At 44.1% G+C, this 20,830-nt stretch carries 13 protein-coding genes and 1 pseudogene; 1 reads left to right on the top strand and 13 read right to left on the bottom strand.

Features of this window, described 5'->3' with window-relative positions; all coding sequences use genetic code 11:
- Positions 1–171: 171 nt before the first annotated feature.
- A complete protein-coding gene (locus tag IPJ96_02270; GenBank protein MBK7909173.1) occupies positions 172–2,826 on the bottom strand; it encodes a hypothetical protein in 2,655 nt (884 codons plus the stop codon).
- Between the two features lie 385 nt (positions 2,827–3,211).
- A complete protein-coding gene (locus tag IPJ96_02265) occupies positions 3,212–3,562 on the bottom strand; it encodes a hypothetical protein (GenBank protein MBK7909172.1) in 351 nt (116 codons plus the stop codon).
- Positions 3,563–4,464: 902 nt separating this feature from the next.
- On the opposite strand from IPJ96_02265, the gene IPJ96_02260 reads away from it, so the two are divergent.
- The gene (locus IPJ96_02260) at positions 4,465–5,433 is read left to right on the top strand and encodes a M23 family metallopeptidase (protein MBK7909171.1); all 969 of its coding nucleotides are present in this window, start codon (positions 4,465–4,467) and stop codon (positions 5,431–5,433) included.
- 614 nt (positions 5,434–6,047) lie between these two features.
- Here IPJ96_02260 and IPJ96_02255 read toward each other — a convergent pair.
- The 11 genes and pseudogenes from IPJ96_02255 to cadA all read right to left on the bottom strand — a co-directional run bounded on the left by IPJ96_02255 (position 6,048) and on the right by cadA (position 20,807).
- On the bottom strand, positions 6,048–7,253 hold the full coding sequence (locus IPJ96_02255; protein MBK7909170.1) for an efflux RND transporter periplasmic adaptor subunit: 1,206 nt from the start codon (positions 7,251–7,253) through the stop codon (positions 6,048–6,050).
- 1 nt (position 7,254) lies between these two features.
- A complete protein-coding gene (locus IPJ96_02250) occupies positions 7,255–8,550 on the bottom strand; it encodes an efflux RND transporter periplasmic adaptor subunit (GenBank protein ID MBK7909169.1) in 1,296 nt (431 codons plus the stop codon).
- Positions 8,531–9,781 carry a TolC family protein gene (locus IPJ96_02245; protein ID MBK7909168.1) on the bottom strand — a complete coding sequence of 417 codons (1,251 nt, stop codon included), beginning with the start codon at positions 9,779–9,781 and terminating at the stop codon, positions 8,531–8,533. The genes IPJ96_02250 and IPJ96_02245 overlap by 20 nt, the downstream gene beginning before the upstream one ends.
- Entirely contained in the window at positions 9,778–10,155 is a 378-nt protein-coding gene (locus IPJ96_02240) for a hypothetical protein (GenBank protein ID MBK7909167.1), read from the bottom strand. Before IPJ96_02240 ends, IPJ96_02245 begins: the two co-directional genes overlap by 4 nt.
- 4 nt (positions 10,156–10,159) lie before the next feature.
- On the bottom strand, positions 10,160–10,702 hold the full coding sequence (locus tag IPJ96_02235) for an ATP-binding protein (GenBank protein MBK7909166.1): 543 nt from the start codon (positions 10,700–10,702) through the stop codon (positions 10,160–10,162).
- Positions 10,703–10,716: 14 nt separating this feature from the next.
- Complete coding sequence (locus tag IPJ96_02230) at positions 10,717–12,093, bottom strand: MBL fold metallo-hydrolase (protein ID MBK7909165.1); 1,377 nt, start codon at positions 12,091–12,093, stop codon at positions 10,717–10,719.
- Positions 12,094–12,104: 11 nt separating this feature from the next.
- Positions 12,105–12,964, bottom strand: a pseudogene (locus IPJ96_02225) (restriction endonuclease).
- Complete coding sequence (locus IPJ96_02220; protein MBK7909164.1) at positions 12,954–15,578, bottom strand: cation-translocating P-type ATPase; 2,625 nt, start codon at positions 15,576–15,578, stop codon at positions 12,954–12,956. Before IPJ96_02220 ends, IPJ96_02225 begins: the two are co-directional and overlap by 11 nt.
- Positions 15,578–17,497: an efflux RND transporter permease subunit gene (locus IPJ96_02215; protein ID MBK7909163.1), complete on the bottom strand. Its 1,920-nt coding sequence runs from the start codon at positions 17,495–17,497 to the stop codon at positions 15,578–15,580. Before IPJ96_02215 ends, IPJ96_02220 begins: the two co-directional genes overlap by 1 nt.
- The gene (locus IPJ96_02210) at positions 17,497–18,771 is read right to left on the bottom strand and encodes an efflux RND transporter permease subunit (protein ID MBK7909162.1); all 1,275 of its coding nucleotides are present in this window, start codon (positions 18,769–18,771) and stop codon (positions 17,497–17,499) included. The genes IPJ96_02215 and IPJ96_02210 overlap by 1 nt, the downstream gene beginning before the upstream one ends.
- Positions 18,768–20,807 carry a cadmium-translocating P-type ATPase gene (cadA, locus tag IPJ96_02205; protein ID MBK7909161.1) on the bottom strand — a complete coding sequence of 680 codons (2,040 nt, stop codon included), beginning with the start codon at positions 20,805–20,807 and terminating at the stop codon, positions 18,768–18,770. Before cadA ends, IPJ96_02210 begins: the two co-directional genes overlap by 4 nt.
- Between the last annotated feature and the right edge of the window lie 23 nt (positions 20,808–20,830).

Raw genomic sequence — 20,830 nt, 5'->3', positions numbered from 1 at the left:
ACGACCGGCAATGCGGCGCAAGGGTGAATAAGTTCGCGGTTTCGAGTTTCGGGTTTCGCGTTTCGCGTTGAATGGGTATCTGAAACGTGATTCTATCAGCTTTCAACTTTCAATCATCAACCATTAAACCAACCGGAAACCCGAAACCGGAAACTCGAAACTTTCTACTCTTCACCGGTAAAACGACCGGAAGAAGTCCTCGTACTCATCCAGCTTTTTCTGCCGGATGATCTCGGGGAAGTTGTTGATGGATACCGCGTATTGCTGGTAACCGCTGACATCGACTACACCGTACACCTCGTCGTTGTCGTACAGTGCGCTGAAGTAGGCCATCGCTTCGGCTTTGTTCGCGAAATTCTTGATCACGACAAGTTTCATGCGATGGTCGAGCATGAGGTCCTGCGTCTGCAACCCCTTTGAGCCGAAATTCGCGGTGTTGAAGTTCGACAGCTTGGTCTTGAACCGGTTCGCATCGAGTGCTCCGCCGATCGCCTGGAAGACCACGATCACGTAGTGCGTCGTATCAGGGAAATAACTGTAGTTGCGTGCCGTGGCAGCCGGTTGCTCCACGGGGGTTGAACGCGCGGTATCTACGGCTGGTGCCGCGCCCCCACCCTGCTGTTGAAGGTAGTCGAGCATATCCTGCGCCGCTTCCCGCACCGGATCATCCGCCCAGGTACGCACAACATCCTGCAAAGACGCTTCGAAGTTATTGCGCGTCTGCGTCTTGCCGATGCTCATCGCCTTGAGCAGGTCGAACTTCGGCATGAACGCGTTTTGCGGAAACATGGTCTCGGCCTGTGAACGACGTTGTATCACGGCCGTGTATTCGCCGTTCAGGTATTTGCGGTACGTCTCCTCGTAGAACAATTCCAACTGGCTCTTACGGGTGGCCATATCCTGTCCGTAGTTCGGATTCCGGATGATCTCCGCGTACTCGGTATCTCCATACTGGTTGAGGATGATGTTCTTGTAATACTCCGACTTCGTCGGGTTGCCCAGTTGCGCGTACAGCCGGTACAACTGGTACATCGACTGCAGCTTGAACTTGTTCTCCGGGAAGCGGCGCAACAACTCCTCGAACATCTCCGCCGCAGACGAATTGTCCTTCAGTTGTTCACGGTAGATCATGGCCGCGTTGTAATAGGCGTCGATGATCTTGTTGGTCGACTTCTCGATCGCCTCCGGCGTGGCGGGGATCGCGTCGAGCATCGCCTTCTTCTTGGCTTCGGCAGCGGCTTTCGGATCCGCGATCTCCTTGGCTTCCGTAACCAGGGTGTCTTCTTTTTCTTCCGTAGCCTGGAACACCTGCTCGCGGGAACTACGCCTCCAGTTGTCTTCGAGCTTACGGTTTCCCCAGCGGCGGGTGAACTCGTTAAAGCCGAACGCGGTCGCTTGCTGATTGTAGAAATACCAGTTCGAGCCGCCTTCCTTGTTGAATTGATTGGTTTGTTGCTGGTTGTTGCCCGGCTGGAAGATCTGGTTGGACTGCTCCTCTTCCTTCTGCCGCGCTTTCTCCTCTTCTTCCTTTCGGATCTGGTCATCGACCAGCTTGGCGCGCTGTTCCGGTGTCATCTGGGCGAGCGACTGCAAACTGTCTTCGTTCTGGATGATGTTCAGGTAACGTACCAAACGGGTAAGACTGTTCCGGCGTTGGAGGACTTCGGTATAATCCGGGTGGTCGTTGGACAAGTTGGCGATAGTACTGTCGTAGTATCCTTTGGCCAGTCGATAGTCCGGTTTGATGAAAGCGATTTTCGCTAGTTCGAGGTAGGAAAGCGCTTTTTGATTCTTGTTGGTCGTGCTGGCCTGAACCGATTTGTTCAGGTATTCGATCTCACCCGGCTCGTTGCCCGACTTCTTCTCCAGGCCGGCCAGCGCGTAATAGATCTGGTCGAGGAAATCCTTGTTCTTCGGATCCTTCTGCAACTTCGCGAGTTCGTTGCGCACCTCGTCGCTGCCTTTACCGCCGGCCTCGTAACAACGGGCACGGTTGATACGGGCGTTGAAACCCATCTCGTACGGCGGGTTCATCTTGATAACCCGCGAATAGGTATCGAATGCCAGAGAGAATTTCTCCTCCGCCTGTTGCATCTGCCCAAGGATGAACAGGAAGCGAATGCGGTCGTCGCGCCGCGGCGCGAGTTCCGCTGCACGGGTCAAGTGCTCGATGGCTTTGGGGTTGTTGCGCACCTGCACGTAGTAGTCGGCAAAGGTGGCTTCCAGTTCCCAACGATTCTTTTTCGGAAAATCACTCTGGTTGCGGACATAGTCGAGTTTGTTTTCCGCTTCGTTGAGCTGCGTAAGTTCCAGGTACGTCTTCGCGATCCACAGCGAAGCCAGGTGACGGGTCGTTTCCTTCTTGTAAGTAACCTCGACGTAGTTGAACGCCTCCATCGCGGCGAAGTATTCGTGCTTGAAGAATAAGGCCTTGCCGTAAAGCAGCCAGTTGTCGTCGATCCAGTGTTCGGAGTTCGGTTTCTCGTTGCCGTTTTTGTCGTAGATGGTGTGGCGCGAAATGACCGTACCGGTACGCTTGATCACATCGTCCATTTGGGGATAGATCGACTTCGCCTTTTCCGCATTGGCATAGCGATAAACCCGCAGGGTGCGATCGTAATGATCTTCGTGCTGCTCCGCCAATCGGTCGGTTCCCTCCAGCAGCTTCACCCCGGCATTATAGTAGCCGTTGTAGTGACCCGACAGATTATGAAAGGTGCGGTTGATGAACGTGTCCTTGGTCTGGGAGCAGGACGCCATCATAAAGACCCCGAAAAGGCCTAAAAAGGCCCATTGGCCGGAAAACGCACGAAAAACGCGGGACATGGAAGAGGTGATAACTGCAAATTTGCGAAAATATTTTGAAGGGACGGAAGGGGAAACGAGGGACGGGGGGGCGAGGGACGGGGGGCGAGGGACGGGGGGCGAGGGACGAGGGGCGTGGTGCGTGGTGCGTGGTGCGTGGTGCGTGGTGCGTGGTGCGTGGTGCGTTGTCAATGCCTAACTAGGGTTGACCGTTTTTAGTAACTCGTTTGATTGTTATTTGCCATTAATACAGCTGGATTCTGAGGTCTGGTTGCTCAGATTTACACGGGGCTCGATGCCCCGGTAAATCTGGTATTGCCCTATGACGCTGTCATTTCGGTACTGGTTGCTGCTGCAATTTTACCCATTCTAACTCAAAGGTTGTGGGTGATTTCTCTTTAACGCTTTATGAGGCTTTTCCTGATTGTAGAGTGCCACCGCCCGTCACCTCCCTCCAGATTTCAAAATGTGATGTTCGGTGCCGTAAGTAGTTGTTCTTTATCCGCCATTGATTCGTCAGCTTTTCCATTCTCCAGGCATACGCACATACTATCTGCATCTTCAGTTGGCTCGTATAGTCTAAAAAATCCTTGGCGTAATACTGGCCCCCGCCATCCGAATGCATGATAAGCCCTGATCGTATAGAGTCTCCTCGCGTCTTTACAGCCATGCGTAATGCTGGCAAGGTGGTATCAACGGTGTGCAGGTTCGCTGACGCCTGGTGACCGACAATCCTGCGGGAGAAGGCGTCTACAATGAAGGTGAGGTAGTAAAACCGCCATTCACTTCCAAGTAAGTGATATCACTTTGCCACACCTGATCGATTCCGGTAACCGTCATTCCCTCAAGTAAGTTGGCGAATCGGATCACCCCCTGCTATCGGTCGTACGATGGAGTGCGCTACACTCCACACCCCCTGCACTTTACACAAGTGCTCGAACTTGTCTCTGCCCATATGAGAAGGAAGGATCTTGTAGTACATATCCCGCATCCCCATGGTCGGTGATCCTTCCTGACCTGGTATACAACCGGAGCAATTGCTCTTGCTGGTCCTGATTCCTCATGTAAACGTCTATGAGCTTGTGTACGGCCTCTTGCTGATGCCGATACTTTGATAGAAGTAGTTCAAACTACAGCTTAGCCGTTCTCGCCGGAACCAAAGTATCGGATAGTTGCGAGCCTAGCTTTTTTTATGTCAACCCGGTACATTTCTTCTGCTATCTCGATCATCTTGTCCTTGAACTCCAATTGATCTGCTTTTGACCTAATTTTCGTTCCAACTCAGCGATCTTTCTGAAGTTCCAGGAGCTTGCGCGTGTCGCTTTCACCCTCTACGATCAGCCTCTTTCTTCTTTGCCATACTCCCAAATTTAGCGATCCAGCGATAAATCGAGGTCCCGGACACCTGATACTGTTACTTAGGTCACATCCCGGTAAGGCCGGTTTCTAGCTCCTGAACCTTCTTTCGCTTAAAATTCTCACTAAACGTCCGCTGAGAGCGCTGCTCCAGGCTTAATTCGTAATCCTTTCTGGTTGCCATGATTTGGTCGATTTTATGGTCAACCTATTTCAGGCACTGACACGTGGAAATTATCGAAAGTATGACCAGGTCGAAAGTGGGTTCTGGAGAAAGCATTATAAAATTATCCATTAACTAACTTGCAGCCCGTTTTCCTCGGTCTCGGTCTCGGTCTCGGTCTCGGTCTCGGTCTCGGTCTCGGTCTCGGTCTCGCTCTTCGTCCCTCGTCCCTCGTCCCTCGCCCCTCCTTCATGGCCCGCAAACTCCTCACCCGCCTCAAGTCCCGCTTCCGGCTGGTCATCATGAACGAGGATACGCTGGAGGAGAAGGCCTCGTTCCGGCTCCGGCCGTTGAATGTATTTGTAACGACGGGGCTGAGCATCATCTTGCTCATCACGATCACCACCTTCATCATCGCGTTCACCGGATTACGCGAATACATCCCCGGCTACGCCGACGTGAAGACGCAACGACGGGTCATTAGCCTCTTGCAGAAAGCCGATTCCATGCAACTGGCGCTGACCGCCCGCGACATTTATCTGGAGAACCTCCGCCGGATCATCAACGGGGAAATTCCTGCCGACTCGGTGATCCTGAAGCCGGAGCAATTGCAGCGCTACGACACGATCCGGCAGTTACGAAAATCGCCGGAGGACTCGGTCTTGCGCAAGGAGTTCGAAGCACAGGATCTATTCTCGCTTGCCATCGACGACGCCGGTTCGATGTCCAACAGCATCCGAGGCTTCCTGTTTTTCCCTCCGCTGAAAGGAACCCTCACCAATCGTTTCGACGCGGTGCGCCGGCACTACGGCATCGACATTGTCTCCAACCCGAACGAACCCATCAAAGCGACACTCGACGGTACGGTCGTGATCGCGAACTTCACCTCCGAGACCGGTTGGGTGATCGGCATCCAGCACAGCAACAACCTTTTCAGTTTTTACAAGCACAACAGCGCCTTGTTGAAAAAAGTCGGCGACTACGTCAAAGCCGGCGATGCCATCGCCATCATCGGCAACTCCGGCGAACTCAGCTCCGGTCCGCACCTCCACTTCGAGCTCTGGTTCAACGGCACCGCGCTGGATCCGGTGAAGTATGTGGCGCTCTAAGCGATTCAACTAAATCAACTTCTCGCTCGGAAACTATTCCGCGGGCTTGTCAGGAATCTCGAATCGAAGCTTGGCGTGTCCTGCCGTTTCGTAAAACGTTTCGGGGCTTAAAGAAGTGGCGGGTTAGATGCAACAAACTGTCAGCCCACGACAAATGTATGTAAATGCACTGATGTTTGATTAACGACTGCACCCGCCATTTCTTTAAGCCCTTGTTACCGGATGCCCTGCTGTTTGTCCAATGGTTTGTCGTGTCGGTTTAGCACTAAATTGTCTGCGAAGGACACTGGAAAGAAAAGGGAAATTATCGGGTTAGGGGGCGGGTGGAGTATTTTTTTTAGAAGAGAGGGAGAAAATAATTGAAGTCTTTTATTGGGCGGCAGAAGAAAATACTCTCTTGCAAGTTTTGGTCTGCGGTTTGGCTTGCGCGACTTGCAAGAGTGTATTTTTTTTGCGTTGCCTGTATTTTGTTGTTTATCAGAGGAGATATACGGATTAACATGGATGAATTGAAAAGTGTGTTACAAAAAGTGAAAGTCAGGAAACGAAAAGTTTAAATTGTCATGCCAACATTGTCAAGCGTGATGGCAACTTTGGTTAGTTCGGTTATTGTCTTAATGTTCATGTCTTTGACCTGCTCCGCTTTTGAGGATAAATTCACTGCTGATTAAGTATGCGCCTTCGGTAACAACCACATCGCCCTGTTTTAAACCTGATGTAATTTCAATCCAGTATTTATTTTCTGCGCCTGTTACCACCATGCGCTGCTCAAATGTGTTTTCATGCGCCAATACCCAAACTGTTTTCATTTTTTCCAACAGCACGGAAGATTTCGGAACTGCCAAAACACTGGCAGAAGATTTTTCAGGAACAACAGAAACCAATGTTCCGGGGATTAGATTTCCTTTCGGATTGTTTACCCTTATTTTGAGCAGATAAATTCTTTTACCTTCTTCAATTACCGGATTGCTGTAAGCCAATTTGCCCGTATAAATTTGTTCGGGGTTGCTTTCGCTGAAAACCTTAAAGGATTTATTTTCCGCAATTCCCGAAACTTCATTGGAATAGAGTTGCGCTTCTACCCAAACCTGATTGAGTGAAGTGATTTTTAATAGTGAGCTGCCCTCTTGCACATACATACCTTCGGTAATGTTCACTTCAGTTACATATCCCGCTTCGGGTGAATAGAAAGTAATCAAAGGACTTGCATTGCCCGACTTTTCCAAATCAAAAATCTGTTTTTCGGATAAGCCCCACAAAAGCAATTTGTTTTTTGCTGCTCCTGCTAATTCTTTGGTGAGTTGCGTTGTGGCATTAACTGTTTTAGATTTTTCAAACAGGGAGAGATATTCTTTTTCATCGGCTTGCAGTTGTTCGCTGTAAATGCTGTAAAGCGGCTCACCGCTTTTGATAAATGCGCCTGTGTTTTTTATGAACAGTTTATCAATCCTGCCTTTTGCGCGGCTGCTGATGGTTTTTACCTGTTCGTCATCAATGGCTACTGTTCCTATAATGGTTGATGCAGAAGTGATGTTTCTTAATTTAACTGTGTCTGTTTTAATTCCCGCCAATTCCTGTTTGCGTTTGTCAATGGTGATGAAATTGCCTTGATGCCCCGCATGTTCGTTTTCATTTTTCTCTACCTTGATTAAAGACATATTGCATACGGGGCATGAGCCCGGTGTGCTGCTTACTACGCTTGGGTGCATGGGGCAAGTGTAATAACTGCCGGATATTGCCTGATGATTTTCGTGTCCGTTTTTGCAACCCGAAACAATAAGAATTGAAAACAGGATGGTTGAAATTAATATCTGCTTCATGTTAGTTTCCATTTAAAAATGTTTCGCTGTCAATCATTAAGCCAGCTTCTTTTGCAATTTCTTCATCGGATGAAAGACCGCTTGTAATACTGAGCATTCCGTTGTTGCTTGCACCTACAATAACTTTTCGCATCTGAAATATTCCCGTGCCATTTTTTGTGGTGTCGGTTTTTACCCACACATAAGCATTTAATCCTGTTTTGCAAACTGCCGATGCAGGGACTTGTAAATTCTTATTTCCAGTTAAAGCGAACTGTGCAGTAACAAGGGAATTTATTTTTAAGATGTTATTTGCATTCGGCAATACTATTCTCGCTCTTGCAAAACGCTGATTAGCTTCTTCAAAGGTTTGTTCAATCAATGCAACTTTTCCCTTCAGTGTTTTTGAAGGGTTGTTTTCTGTAATAATTTCAACGCTTTGGTTTTCGTGAATTTGACTTACATACTGATTTGAAATAGAAACCAACGCCCAGACTTCCTGCAAGTCGTTTACGCTGAAAAGTGTTTGCCCTTCGTTTACATACATGCCCTCACGAATTTGTGAAGCGGATGCAGCATAAGAACTTTCATTATTTGTGCTTTGCGACATACTCATGGCGTTCATTGGTGATGTGTTTTTTGCTGTTGTATTTTCCTGTGCTGACTGTGTATTGAAAAACGCATAGCCGTTTGCAGGGCTGAAAACTGAAACAGTCAAAGTCACTGTTCCGTTTTTTTCCAACTGAGTAATTTGATTTTCGGAAATGCCTAACAAGCGAAGTTTTTCTCTTGATTTTTCCAGCAAAGAATTTTCGGTGGTTGAATTGAATAGAAAAAGATGTTCTTCCTGAATGGTGCGAAGCGAAGGACTGTATAAGTCCATGATTTTGTCGCCCTGCTTTACATATTGATTGCTGAATTTGACATGGAGTTTTTCAATTCTTCCACCAAAACGAGCGGCAACAGATTGATTGCGGTTTTGTGCGGGAACAATAAAGCCCTCTGCTTTCAGCGTATTACCATTGTTACCTGCTTGCAGTTTTACGGTTGCCTGTGATGATAAAACCTGTTGGTTTGGCGAAATGATTTGCGGCAAACTTTCATTTGCCACAGGTTCTAATTTCATTTTGCAGATAGGGCAGTTGCCGGGTTTGTCGCTTACAATTTCGGGGTGCATGGGGCAAGTGTAAACTGTGCCGCTGTGATTTTCATGCCCGTTTGATTGTTGATGCTCTTCGTGCTTGTTGTTACAAGAGGACAGCACCAAAAAGAATAGCAACAGACCAAAGATGCCGATGCTATTTAATTTCCTTCTCATACTCATATTCTGCTTCTAATTTTAAGATGTTAAACAGTTTGTCATACGCTTCCAATTTTTTCATCAGCAACATTTCCCATGCATCCAACAGCACAAAATAATCGCCAGTGTTTTGCTTGTAAGCAAGGATGTTGGCTTGCAGGTTTTTTTCATAGGCGGGAATAATGTTTTTAGTGTAGCTCTGATATTGCGCGTTTTCGTAACTGAGCATAGTGAGTTTATCTGACAACATTCTTTTTGCCATCAGTTCCATTGTTTGTTTTTCCAGTTCCATTGACTGAATTTGAAAACCAATGGATTTTGTTTCGGAACGATACATTTTTGAAGACCAAGGCACGATAGGGATTGTCATCATTCCCATAACCGACCATTGATTGGGCATACCAAACATTTGCATGTGTTCTGCCCGAACTCCAAAATCAGGACGGTTTCCAATTTTCATTACTTTCTGTTCCAACTTCATGGATTGAATGTATTTGTTGAGGGCTGTAATGTCACTGCGGTTGGAAACGCTGCTCGTGTCGGCAAGATTGATTGAATAATTTTTCGGAACAACAAGCGTGTCAATTCGGAATGATGTATTTACATCACGCACCATGAGGATGTTTAAACCGATGTTGCTTTCTGCGATAAAGCCGTTGAGCATCAACAACATGTTGTTGAGTTCGGCTAAACGGGCTTTGGCTTTGTAAATGGTTTGCAGTTGCGATTGGTTGTTGCTGAATTTTTCTTCGGATGTAGTGATGAGCAGTTGTAGTATTTCTTCGCTTTCTTTTAAAACGAGTTGTTTCTTTTCTGTTACAAAACGATTGTAGTATAGAATTTTTGCTTCGCGCCTCAACTCGTTTTTTGTCCATTCGCTTTTGCTTTTCTCAATTTCAGCCAACGAACTGATGTAACTTTTTTTTGCGTTAAGCTTACTTTGGTTAGGTATCATCTGCTCTAAGGAGAAAGCAATACCCGCCTGGTTCATGGGGTCGTTCTTATCCTTTATCATGGTGACATTGTAAGGAAAACGCATGATGCCTGTTGAAAATGTAGGGGGCATCCATGATTTTGCTCCGTCTGCCTTTGCCTGTATGGATTGAATGTTGTATTGATACTGAATGATAGAGGGATAATTGGTTTCAACTTGTTGCAGTAATTTATCCAACGAAATGTAGGTGGTGTCTTGTGCCTGAATGCTGAACAGACAGAACAAAAGGGCTATCGTAAGAAGTGTATTTTTCATGGCTCTGTTCTTTTTTGTTCTTTTTTGTTTTTGACTTCATACCATGTCCATATTCCACCTAAACCATCAATTATTCCAAATGATAAGAAATGCCAATCTGCTTTACCTGTTGCTATAAGAAAAGCAACTACAAGCGGGGCAGTTAAACGGGTATGAATAGTGTATTTTGCAAATTGAATATCTCCGGAAAATGCTGAACGCAAGTAATAGTAGGAAGAACACATCAGCACAAAGCCCAGTAGGTTTAACCACGGCTCTCCCGACAAGGGAAGGTTGAATAAAGGTAAAATCAGGTGCGGGATAAAAAGCAGCACCACTCCAATAAGAAGGGAATACAACCCGAAAATGAATATGGTTTTGTTAACACGGTTCATAGTATTAAATGTTTTTTAGTATAAAATCAACCCGTTCATTTGGCGGTAAAACCGGCACATGCACAATCGGGCAAGGATATGTTTCGTAAACGCTGATAATAAGATTATGAATTCGTATTTGCTCTGCTTCATCTTCCCTTCGGGCGTAATCGTTTACCAAGGGAAGTCGGTCTAAAATGAATACTTTTTTATAACAGTATTTATTGCATTGTTCAATTAACCGAGTGTCATATTCCAATTCCAGAAATTGATAATAAGCCATTGCATCGGGCAAAGCACGGTCTAAAAACACCAATTCATTTACATCTAATGTTCCTTCTTCCTCAATCTGCATATTGAGAACACCTAACTGAAACTCCTTTTTATTTTCCCTTATTTCTTCAACTGTTCTACCCTGATTTTTTTGAGTGTCAATGTAATGCCGGGCATGTTCAATAGTAGTTTTGTAACCCCTTTGGGCAAGCAGTTCAACTACGGTTGTTTTGCCTGTGCAAGGTCCTCCGGTAATGACACACCAGTTAGTTATGATTTCTTTGTGTTTAAGCATCCTCTGAAATGTTTTTAGTTGAGTTCAATTTCAAGCGTGTCGTTCAGCCGAGGAATATCAACTTGCCACTGATAGATGTCGTTAATTTTTAAGCGTAACGCTTCTGCACCTTCTTTTTCGGCATGGACAATGAAAATATTTTCAGGAGATTGTTTGATGTTGCTCAACCAACTGATTAGTTCGTTTTGGTCGGCATGACCAGACAGCCCTTCAATGTTTTCAACGTGGGCGTTTACTTTAAAATATTTGCCATAGAGTTTTATTTCTTTTGCGCCTTCCAGCAATGCCCTGCCCCGTGTTCCTTCCGCCTGAAAGCCGACTAAAAGAATGGTTGCATTTCTATCGCCTAAATATTTGGTAAAATAGGTCAGCACCCTTCCTCCAGCCGCCATGCCGCTACCCGCAATGATAATTTTGGGTTCTGTATTCTCTGCAAGGGCGAAGGTTTCATCTACTGACTTCACGCGCTTTATTTCATCACACATTTCGGCACATTCATCCAATGACAGCTTATGCCATTCAGTATTCTTATGAAATACTTCCAACACATTCCTTCCCATCGGGCTATCCATGTAAATTGGAATACGGGGAATTCTTCCTGTTTTTTTTAATTGCCAGAAAAGATACATGAGCAACTGGGTTCTCTCTACCGAAAAACTGGGAATAATGATGGTGCCCTTTCGGGAAATACAGTTGTTAATCACTTCTCCCAAAGTATCTTGAGCAGTGCGTGAAGGGTGAATACGATTGCCATAAGTAGCTTCAATGAAAAGAATATCCGCTTTTTCGGGTTTTTCAGGCGGGAAAAGCAAGGGGTCGTTAATCCTTCCTATATCACCGGAAAAAACCAATGTCTTTTTGCCAACTTGAAGTTCAATAAATGTAGCTCCCAGAATATGCCCGTTGTATCGGAAACGATAACGTATATTCTCATCAATATTTGTCCACTCGTTTAATGATGCTCCTTGAAAAAAGGGGAGCGTTTTCTCCACATCATCAAGGTTATACAAAGGCAATGCGGGGCTGTGTATAGAGTAGTGATGCTTATTGGCTCGTATGGCATCTTCTTCCTGAATTTTTGCGCTGTCTTTTAAAATGATTTCGGCTATTTGCAAGGTTGGAGATGTGCCAATAATTGCACCGGAAAATCCTTCTTTTACTAATCGCGGCAAATAACCTGTGTGGTCTAAATGTCCATGAGTGAGCAATACCACATCTATTTTTTTTGCCGGAAATGCAAGCGGTTTCCAGTTCAGCAGCCGCAACTCTTTTAAGCCCTGAAATAACCCGCAGTCAATTAAAATATTTTTGCCAAAAGCGGATATAAGATGCTTGGAGCCGGTTACTGTTCCGGCTGCTCCGAGGAAATGGATTTGAATTTTATTATTCATGTCATTTATTTTTATGAAAGGGTAAATTCATTACATAATGCCTCACACTCCTCCATCACTTTTTCCAGGCGTGGCGATTTTATACCGATGCTTTGCAGGGCGGAATGATTATGATGTATGGTTTTGCACAAGACTATTTTCTTATCCAATAGCATTTGTTTCTCTTTTTGCGTAAGGGTGGTAAGGCAGGTAACTGGATGTAGCCCTGAACCGTCAATCCAGTCTTTCAACCCGTTGTTTTGGGGGTAATCCCAACTTACCAAGTTCAAATTCATGCACTTGCCGTATTGAGCAGCATCGTCAGAAAATCGCGTATTGGTAACTACCCATCCCTGATGAAATTTTTCAGCATGACCGTCTAATTTTCTCCATGAAGTTTCTACATCTAAAAAACGTGATTGTATGTAGAGTGGAATTTTTACATCGCACACATAGCCCTGACGGTTGTGGAATTTACATTCTATCATAAAATGGTGGTGGTCTTTTTCTGCGATTACATCCACCTCATGGTTTACACAATGCCCTTTTATGATTACCCCAACTTGTGTTTTGTAACCTTTGTAGTTTAAAAGTTCGCCAACAAATTGTTCAAAAGGAAAACCGGAAGGACCTAATTCCATGATAGCGTGTTTCAGTTTATACCTTGCAGCCATTGGGCGGGAAACATTTCTCAGTAAGCGAAATGCTGTTTTGTAAATTTTGCGGGTGGACATCCCTTCAACGAGCATTTCCATTACTTCCGATACCACTTCATCGGCTTGCGCTGAATTTGCACCGGAACGCAACAGAGTTTTTTTTACTTTCCTTTATTAAAAGGAACTTTAAGCCCTGATGCTTTGGTGATGTTTATATTTTCAACGTTAGTCTTCATCGTGAATAATGTTTGTGCGTTTTAATAATTGAATAACCAATAAGGAAAAAAGAGATGAAGCCAAAACCACCAGCCAATCTGCTGCTGTGAGCGGTTGAATATTTAAAGCAGTGCGCACCGATGGAATAAAAAAGGCGAAACCAATAATTAATAGGCAGGCAATAAGTGCATACCAAACAAATTTGTTTCTGAATACTTCTGATTTAAAGAAGGAAACATTAACAGAAGCCATGTTGAACACATGAAACAACTGGCAGAAAATGAGTGTGAAAAACAAAATGTTGTTGCATTGTTGCGGGTCAAACCCAGTTCCGGTATGAATAAATAAATGACTGATGAATACTGCTCCCAAAGTGCAAACGGAAATTACTGCTGCGTAGAACCATACGGCATACCATTGTTTTGTTTTCAACAAGGGTTCGGCAGGATTTCGGGGCTTGTGTTTCATTACATAAGGATTTCCTTCGCTAACGCCCAATGCAAGAGCAGGTAATACATCGGTTACCAAATTGATGAACAGAATTTGCAGAGGCAACAGTTGAAAATGCAGATTAGATAAAGCGGCAAGGGAAACTACCAACAACTCGCTCATGTTGCAGGAAAGCAAGTAAATAACAAACTCTTGTATGTTTTTGAAAATAATCCGTCCTTGTTTAATGGCATGCACAATGGATGAAAAGGCATCGTCTTTCAATACCATGTCGGCAACTTCCTGTGCCACTTGTGTTCCCCGTTGCCCCATAGCAATGCCTATGTCCGCTTTTTTCAGCGCGGGAGCATCGTTTACACCATCGCCCGTCATGCCAACGATATTGCCTTTTTCCTGCAATACTGCTACTAAATCTAATTTTTGAGCAGGTGTAACCCGTGCGAAAACAGAAGTGTTTGCCCATAGGTTTTTATCGGAGTTAGATAATTGTTCATAGGGTTGCATTTCTTTTCCCGTGAGCGGAGTTTCGGCAACGGAAGCAATTTTTAATTCATTAGCAATGTAGTTAGCTGTGGCAGGGTGGTCGCCTGTAATCATCACTACTTTAATTCCTGCTTCTTTGGCTTCCTGAATTGCCTGAAATACATCTTCTGCGGGAGGGTCAATCATGCAATACAAACCCGCAAATGTGAGGTTGTCAAGTAATGGAGCACTTTCATCTTCTGTTTCTTTGTATGTTCCTGCAATAATGCGTAAACCGGATGCTGAGAGCTGATATGCTCTTTCTTTCCATTCTTTTTTGACTTGTTCGGTCAATTCAACATTTCCGCTATTGCTGAAAATATGAGAGGAGGAATTGAGTAATTCTTCGGTAGCGCCTTTGGCAAATACAATAAACCCATTTTGTGTTTTATGCAACGTTGCCATCATTTTTGTTTCGGATGAAAACGGTGCTTCATTCAGTTTCTGGAATTGTTGTTCTAAATTGCGCTTGATGATATTTTGTTTGTAGGCATATTTCAATAAGCCAGTTTCTAATGGGTCGCCAATTTCTTTGAACCCGTTATTGTTGGCTTCAATGCTTGCTGTGTTGCAAAGAACTCCTATGTGTAACAAAAGTTTTTTGTTTTCTTCTGAATGGGTATCCGTTGGAACTACATCTGATACTTCAATTTTGTTTTGTGTAAGCGTTCCAGTTTTATCAGTGCAGATAACAGTAGTTCCGCCAAGCGTTTCAACGGCAGCCAGTTTTTTTACAATTACTTTGTGCTTTGCCATTTTCATCATGCCCTGTGCCAATGCTAATGTTGCTACAATGGGCAAACCTTCGGGAATAGCAGCTACCGCAAGTGCGATGGCGGTTTCAAGCATTTCCACATAATCACCATGCGTAAAAAGCCCCACTACAAAAATCAATACTACCAAAGCCACTGTGATGTAAATAAGTTTGTGGCTGAATACCTTTAATTTTTGTTCAAGCGGTGTGGCTGATTGCCCGGCTGATTTTACCAAATGGGCTATTTTCCCAAGTTCCGTTTGCATGCCCGTTGCTGTTACCAATGCTTTGGCATTTCCATTAGTAACATAAGTTCCTTTATGCAACATATTGGAGCGTTCTGCAAGTGGAGTTTCTTCTTGCAATTCATTGTCTTGTTTTTCAACGGGCATGGCTTCTCCGGTAAGCGATGCCTCGTTTACTGAAAGCTGTGTTGCCTGAATAATTCGTGCATCGGCAGTAATCATATCTCCTGCTTCCAAAAACAAAACATCGCCCGGAACTACTTCTTCTGATGATATTTCAATGAGTTTCCCATCTCTGAAAACTTTAGCAGGAACGCTTGCTAATTTACGAAGCGCATTCATGGAGCGTTGCGCTTGTAGCTCCATCCAAAAGCCAATAACCGCATTGATAAGGATTACCAACAGAATTGCAATGGCATCTAAGTATTCCTGAAACCAAAAAGACATTGCAGCAGCGAAAAGCAACAGGTAAACCATCAGGTTTTTGAACTGTGCCAATACTATTTTCAAAGGATGTTTTCCTTTTTCGGATTGAATGATATTGCCGCCAAATTCAACAAGTCGTTTTTCGGCTTCCGTATTTGAAAGTCCTTTTTCCTTATCGCTTTTCAGTTCAGCGAAAAGTTTATTTATTGGGTGTGCATGATGTTGCTTTCTTTCCATTAATCTTTAATTTCCAAGTATTCCACTTTACCATGTTTCTTTAACTCATATTCCTTTACTAATTGATACACAACAGGCAGCACTATCAATACAAAAAGGGTGGATGTAATCAGCCCGAATACAAAAGGAATAGTAATCGGTTTCATCACATCGCTACCTACACCTGTTGCCAACAGAATTGGTAATAGCCCAATCATGTCTGCCATTACGGTCATTAGCTTTGGGCGAACGCGCATGACTGCACCTGAAAAAACCGCATTCTTTATTGCTTCATTAGTGATTGCCGCGCTTTTGTTTCTGTCCACTGCCTGATGTATGGCTTCGTTCATATACACCAACATCAACACGCCTGTTTCTACCGCAATGCCAAAGAGTGCAATGAAACCCACTGCTACCGCAACCGAAAAATTCACTTCAAAAAAATAAATGGAATACACGCCACCAATTAAAGCAATGGGAATACTGGAAAGCACAATGAGCATTTCCCGTGCAGAATGAAAAGTGAAATAGAGAACGAAAGCAATGATTAGAAGTGTGATAGGGATAATGATTTTCAAACGGTTTTCTGCGCGGACTTTACTTTCGTATTGCCCGCTCCAGTTGATGTAATAACCCTTAGGCAGTTGCTTAAAATCTTCTTCAATTTTCTTTTTAGCATCGCTCACCACACTGCCCATATCCCTGCCCCGCACATTAAATAATACCGTTCCGCGCAACATGGCGTTTTCGGAATTTATCATTGGCGGACCTTCGTTAATCTCAATATCGGCAACAGATGAAAGTGGAACAACACCGTAACCTGCTGTTTGAATGGGAGTGCGTTTTATTTCGGAAATGTCTTTCCTGAAATCCTGCGCCAAACGCATGGACACACTAAAACGCTGGCGACCTTCCACCGTTTGTGTTAAAGGCATTCCGCCCAAAGCCATTTCAATGAGCATGTTCACCTCCTCAACAGAAAGATTGTAACGGGCAATTTCTTCGCGCTTAATTTTTATATCAAGATATTTTCCTCCGGTAAGCTGCTCTACATATAAATCGGCTAAACCTTCAATGCCTTGTAGTGATTTCTCTACCTGACGGGCAATGTTGTAAATGGTATCTAACTCCTGTCCGTAAATTTTTATGCCAATGTCCGTCCGCACTCCGGTTGAAAGCATGTTGATGCGGTTTATGATGGGCTGTGTCCATCCGCTTGTAACACCGGGTATCTGCACTTTATCGTTTAGTTCAGTAATTAATTTTTCGGTGGTCATACCTTCCCGCCATTGTGCTTTTGGTTTTAAGAGAATGATACTTTCAATCATGCTCATGGGCGCGTTATCGGTAGCGGTGTATGCCCTTCCTGCTTTACCCAATACATTTTCCACTTCGGGAACAGACATTATGAGTTTGTCCTGCACCTGTAAAATACGTTTGGCTTCATTGTTTGACACATCCGGTAGGGTAACAGGCATGAACAACAATGAACCTTCATCTAAGGGTGGCATAAACTCAGAACCCAAACGGAGAACAAAAGGAATACTGCCCAACACGATTAGAACGGAAACGGCAATGACTGTTTTTTTCCAACGCTGGCAAAGGCGCAAAACGGGGCTGTATATTTTTATAAAGAAATTGGCAACCGGATTTCTGCTTTCGGGAATGAGCTTTCCTTTCATCAATGAGCGCAGCAACATGGGCACAATGAAAAGGGCAACAATGGCAGAGCCAATCATGGTGAATGTTTTTGTCCAAACTAAGGGAGCGAATAATTTCTTTTCCTGCCCTTCCAAAAACAAAATGGGCGCGAATGAAATGAGCGTAACGAGGATGGAAAAATATACTGCCCGTCCAACGGTGCGTGATGAACGTTCAATAATTGTAATACGTTCTTCTTCGCTGAGTTCTTTTGTATTACCTACTCTTTGCTTTTCCATTATTCGTCTGTTTTTAAAACTGCGTTCACCAAACTTTTGTAAGCATTCTCTGTCATGACAATTCCCGCATCGACCAAATCGCCAATGGCAAGGGCAATACCACCAAGCGACATGATGTTGAGTGAGATGCCAAACAATTTGATTACGATAAAGCCGATTAGCACTGAAAGTGGAATGGTGATGATGGCGACCACCGCACTTCGGATATGAAAAAGAAAAAGCAATACCACTAAGGACACTACAATTATTTCTTCAATCAATGCTTCTTTCAGGGTGGCAACGGCTGCTTCAATCAAATCGCTGCGGTCGTAAGCGATTTTTATTTTTACTCCGGGGGGTAATCCTTTTTCCACTTCACCCAATTTTGCTTTTACATTGTCAATTACCTCTTTGGCATTTTCACCGTAACGGGCAACTACCACACCTCCGACAACTTCACCTTCTCCGTTTTCATCCACAATACCCAAACGGATGTCGCTGCTCATTTGCACATCGGCAACATCTTTCAGTTTTATGGGGATATTTTTATTGGAGCCAACAGCAATTTCTTCTATATCCTGAATGTCTTTGATATAGCCCAAGCCCCTGAGCATGTAACCCATGCGGTTCATTTCGTAAATGCTTCCACCCACATCGCGGTTGTTGGCTTTAAGGGCATTGGCTACATCCATAGCCGAAATGTTGTAGTAAATCAATTTATTGGGATTGATGCTGACCTGATACTGCTTTTGGAAACCTCCGAAGGATGCCACTTCACTCACGCCCTCTACATTCTGCAAAGCGAATTTTACATACCAGTCCTGCACGGCTCGCAACTCGCCTAAATCATAACCATCGCCTTGCAGCGAATACCAGAATACATGACCAACACCTGTTCCATCGGGACCTAAAGTTGGCGTTACACCCTGCGGCAATGCTTTTTGTGCGAAGTTCAAACGCTCCAACACGCGGGTTCGCGCCCAATAAATTTCAGCATCATCATTAAAAATGACGAAGATGAAACTCATGCCGAACATGGAAGCGGCACGAATAACTTTTACATTGGGAATGCCCTGCAGGTTGGAAACTAAAGGATAGGTGATTTGGTCTTCCATGATTTGCGGATTGCGCCCCATCCATTCGGTGTAAACAATCACCTGATTTTCGGATAAATCGGGAATGGCATCCACAGGAGTATTCATTACAGACCAAACGCCTCCAACGACAATCAGTAAAATGCCGAGCCATACAAAGAAGCGGTTATGCGTTGACCAAGAGATTATTCTTTCTATCATCTGAATTTTGCTTTTAAAAGTTGTGCATTTATGGCAACTACTATAGTGCTTAAACTCATCAGCACAGCCCCTACTGCCGGACTTAACATTATGTTCCATTGATACAAAACACCTGCTGCTAAAGGAATGGCGATAATGTTATAACCCGCAGCCCACCAAAGGTTTTGTATCATTTTATTGTAGGTGGCTTTACCAAACAAAATCAGGTTGGCAATGTCTTTCGGGTCTGAGTTTACCAATATGATGTCGGCTGTTTCCGCTGCCACATCCGTTCCCGAACCAACAGCAATGCCCACATCCGCCTGAGCCAATGCAGGCGCATCATTTACACCATCGCCTGTCATGGCAACATACTCACCTTTTCCCTGAAGCTCTTTTACTTTTTCTAACTTGTCGTGCGGCAATACGTTGGCTAAAAAGCCATCCATATTCAATTCATCCCTTACTCTCTTTGCTACTTTTTCATTGTCGCCTGTAAGCAGCAAGTTTTTAATTCCTGCATCTTTCAGTATTTGAATAGCTTCAAAGGAGCTTTCTCTTATCTGGTCAGAGAAGGTAAAATATCCTGCAACGTTTTTATCAATCAGAACATAAACAACTGTTCCTGTAAAATCATCGTTAGTTTCAGTTATGCTGATATTGTTTTCTTTCAAGTAATTCGGACCAACTACTTTGATGTTACTTCCTTCAACAATCCCTTCTAATCCTTTGCCGGGGAGATAATTGAAGTTTTCAGATTTGGGAATTGCGATGTTCAATTCTTTAACCTTCCTCAACAAACCTGCTGCGATATAATGCTCGGAATGCTGTTCAATGCCTGATGCAAGCCGAAGTAATTCCTTATCATCAAAATTTGTATTCAACACTTTTATTTCCTGTAACTCATGTGAACCTTTAGTAAGTGTTCCGGTTTTGTCAAAGATGATGGTTGTAATCAGCCGTGCATTTTCAAAAACGGTTCTGTTGCGAATGAGCAAACCTTTCTGTGCGGAAATAGATGTTGAAATAGCTACTACTAAAGGAACGGCTAATCCTAACGCATGAGGACAAGAAATAACCATTACTGTTACCATTCTCTCCAAGGCAAACACAAATGGAAAACCTAATAGTAACCAAACAGCAAGCGTAATGACACCACCGCCTAAAGCAATAAATGTCAACACCTTTGCTGCACGGTCGGCAAAATTTTGAGTTTTTGATTTCACCTTTTGTGCATCTTCAACCAGCTTCACAACTTTGTTCAGATAGCTGTCTTTGCCTGTGCTTACTACTTTTATAGTGAGTGAACCATTGTCGTTAACTGCACCGCCAATTACTTTACTGTTCTTTTCTTTTTTTACAGGCTTGCTTTCGCCTGTGAGCATACTCTCGTCCACATAGCTTTCTCCTTCTATTACAATTCCATCAACCGGAATTTTTTCGCCCGGCTTTACCAATACTACATCTTCAATTTTCAATTCGCTAACAGGCATATCATGAATTGCACCGTTCACTACATGGTGAGCCGTTGATGGCATCATTCTGACTAACAATTCCAAAGAGCGAGAAGCGCCCATTACTGATTTCATTTCAAAGTAATGTCCAATGAGCATGATGTCTATCAGCGTTGCCATTTCCCAATAAAAATCCATGCCCTTCAACCCGAAAGTGATGGCAACACTATAAGCCCAGGCAACAGAAATGGCTACGCCAATCAGCGTCATCATTCCAATTGCTTTGTCTTTTACTTCGTCATACAAACCTTTCAGAAAAGGAAATACACCATAAACAAAAATGAAAGTGGAGAGTGCTGCCAATACATATTTATCTCCTATAAAAGCTAATTCAAACCCAAACCACAGTTGTATCATGTGCGAAAGGGCAAGCATAGGGATAGATATTATAGAGCATACAATAAACCTTTTCCAAAAATCAGAAACATTATGCCCGGCATGTTTGTCGTGTCCGCTTGATGGATGATTTGAAACATGAAGTTCTTCGGCATGATGGTGGTCATGCTTATGCTGGCCCTGCGGATGATGGTGATGCTGTTGCATAGGTTGATTATTTTATGTTGGTC

Source organism: Bacteroidota bacterium, from assembly GCA_016713765.1.
Classification (GTDB): Bacteria; Bacteroidota; Bacteroidia; order AKYH767-A; family 2013-40CM-41-45; genus Pollutiaquabacter; species Pollutiaquabacter aromativorans.
This window is presented reverse-complemented; position numbering and strand designations above follow the sequence as displayed.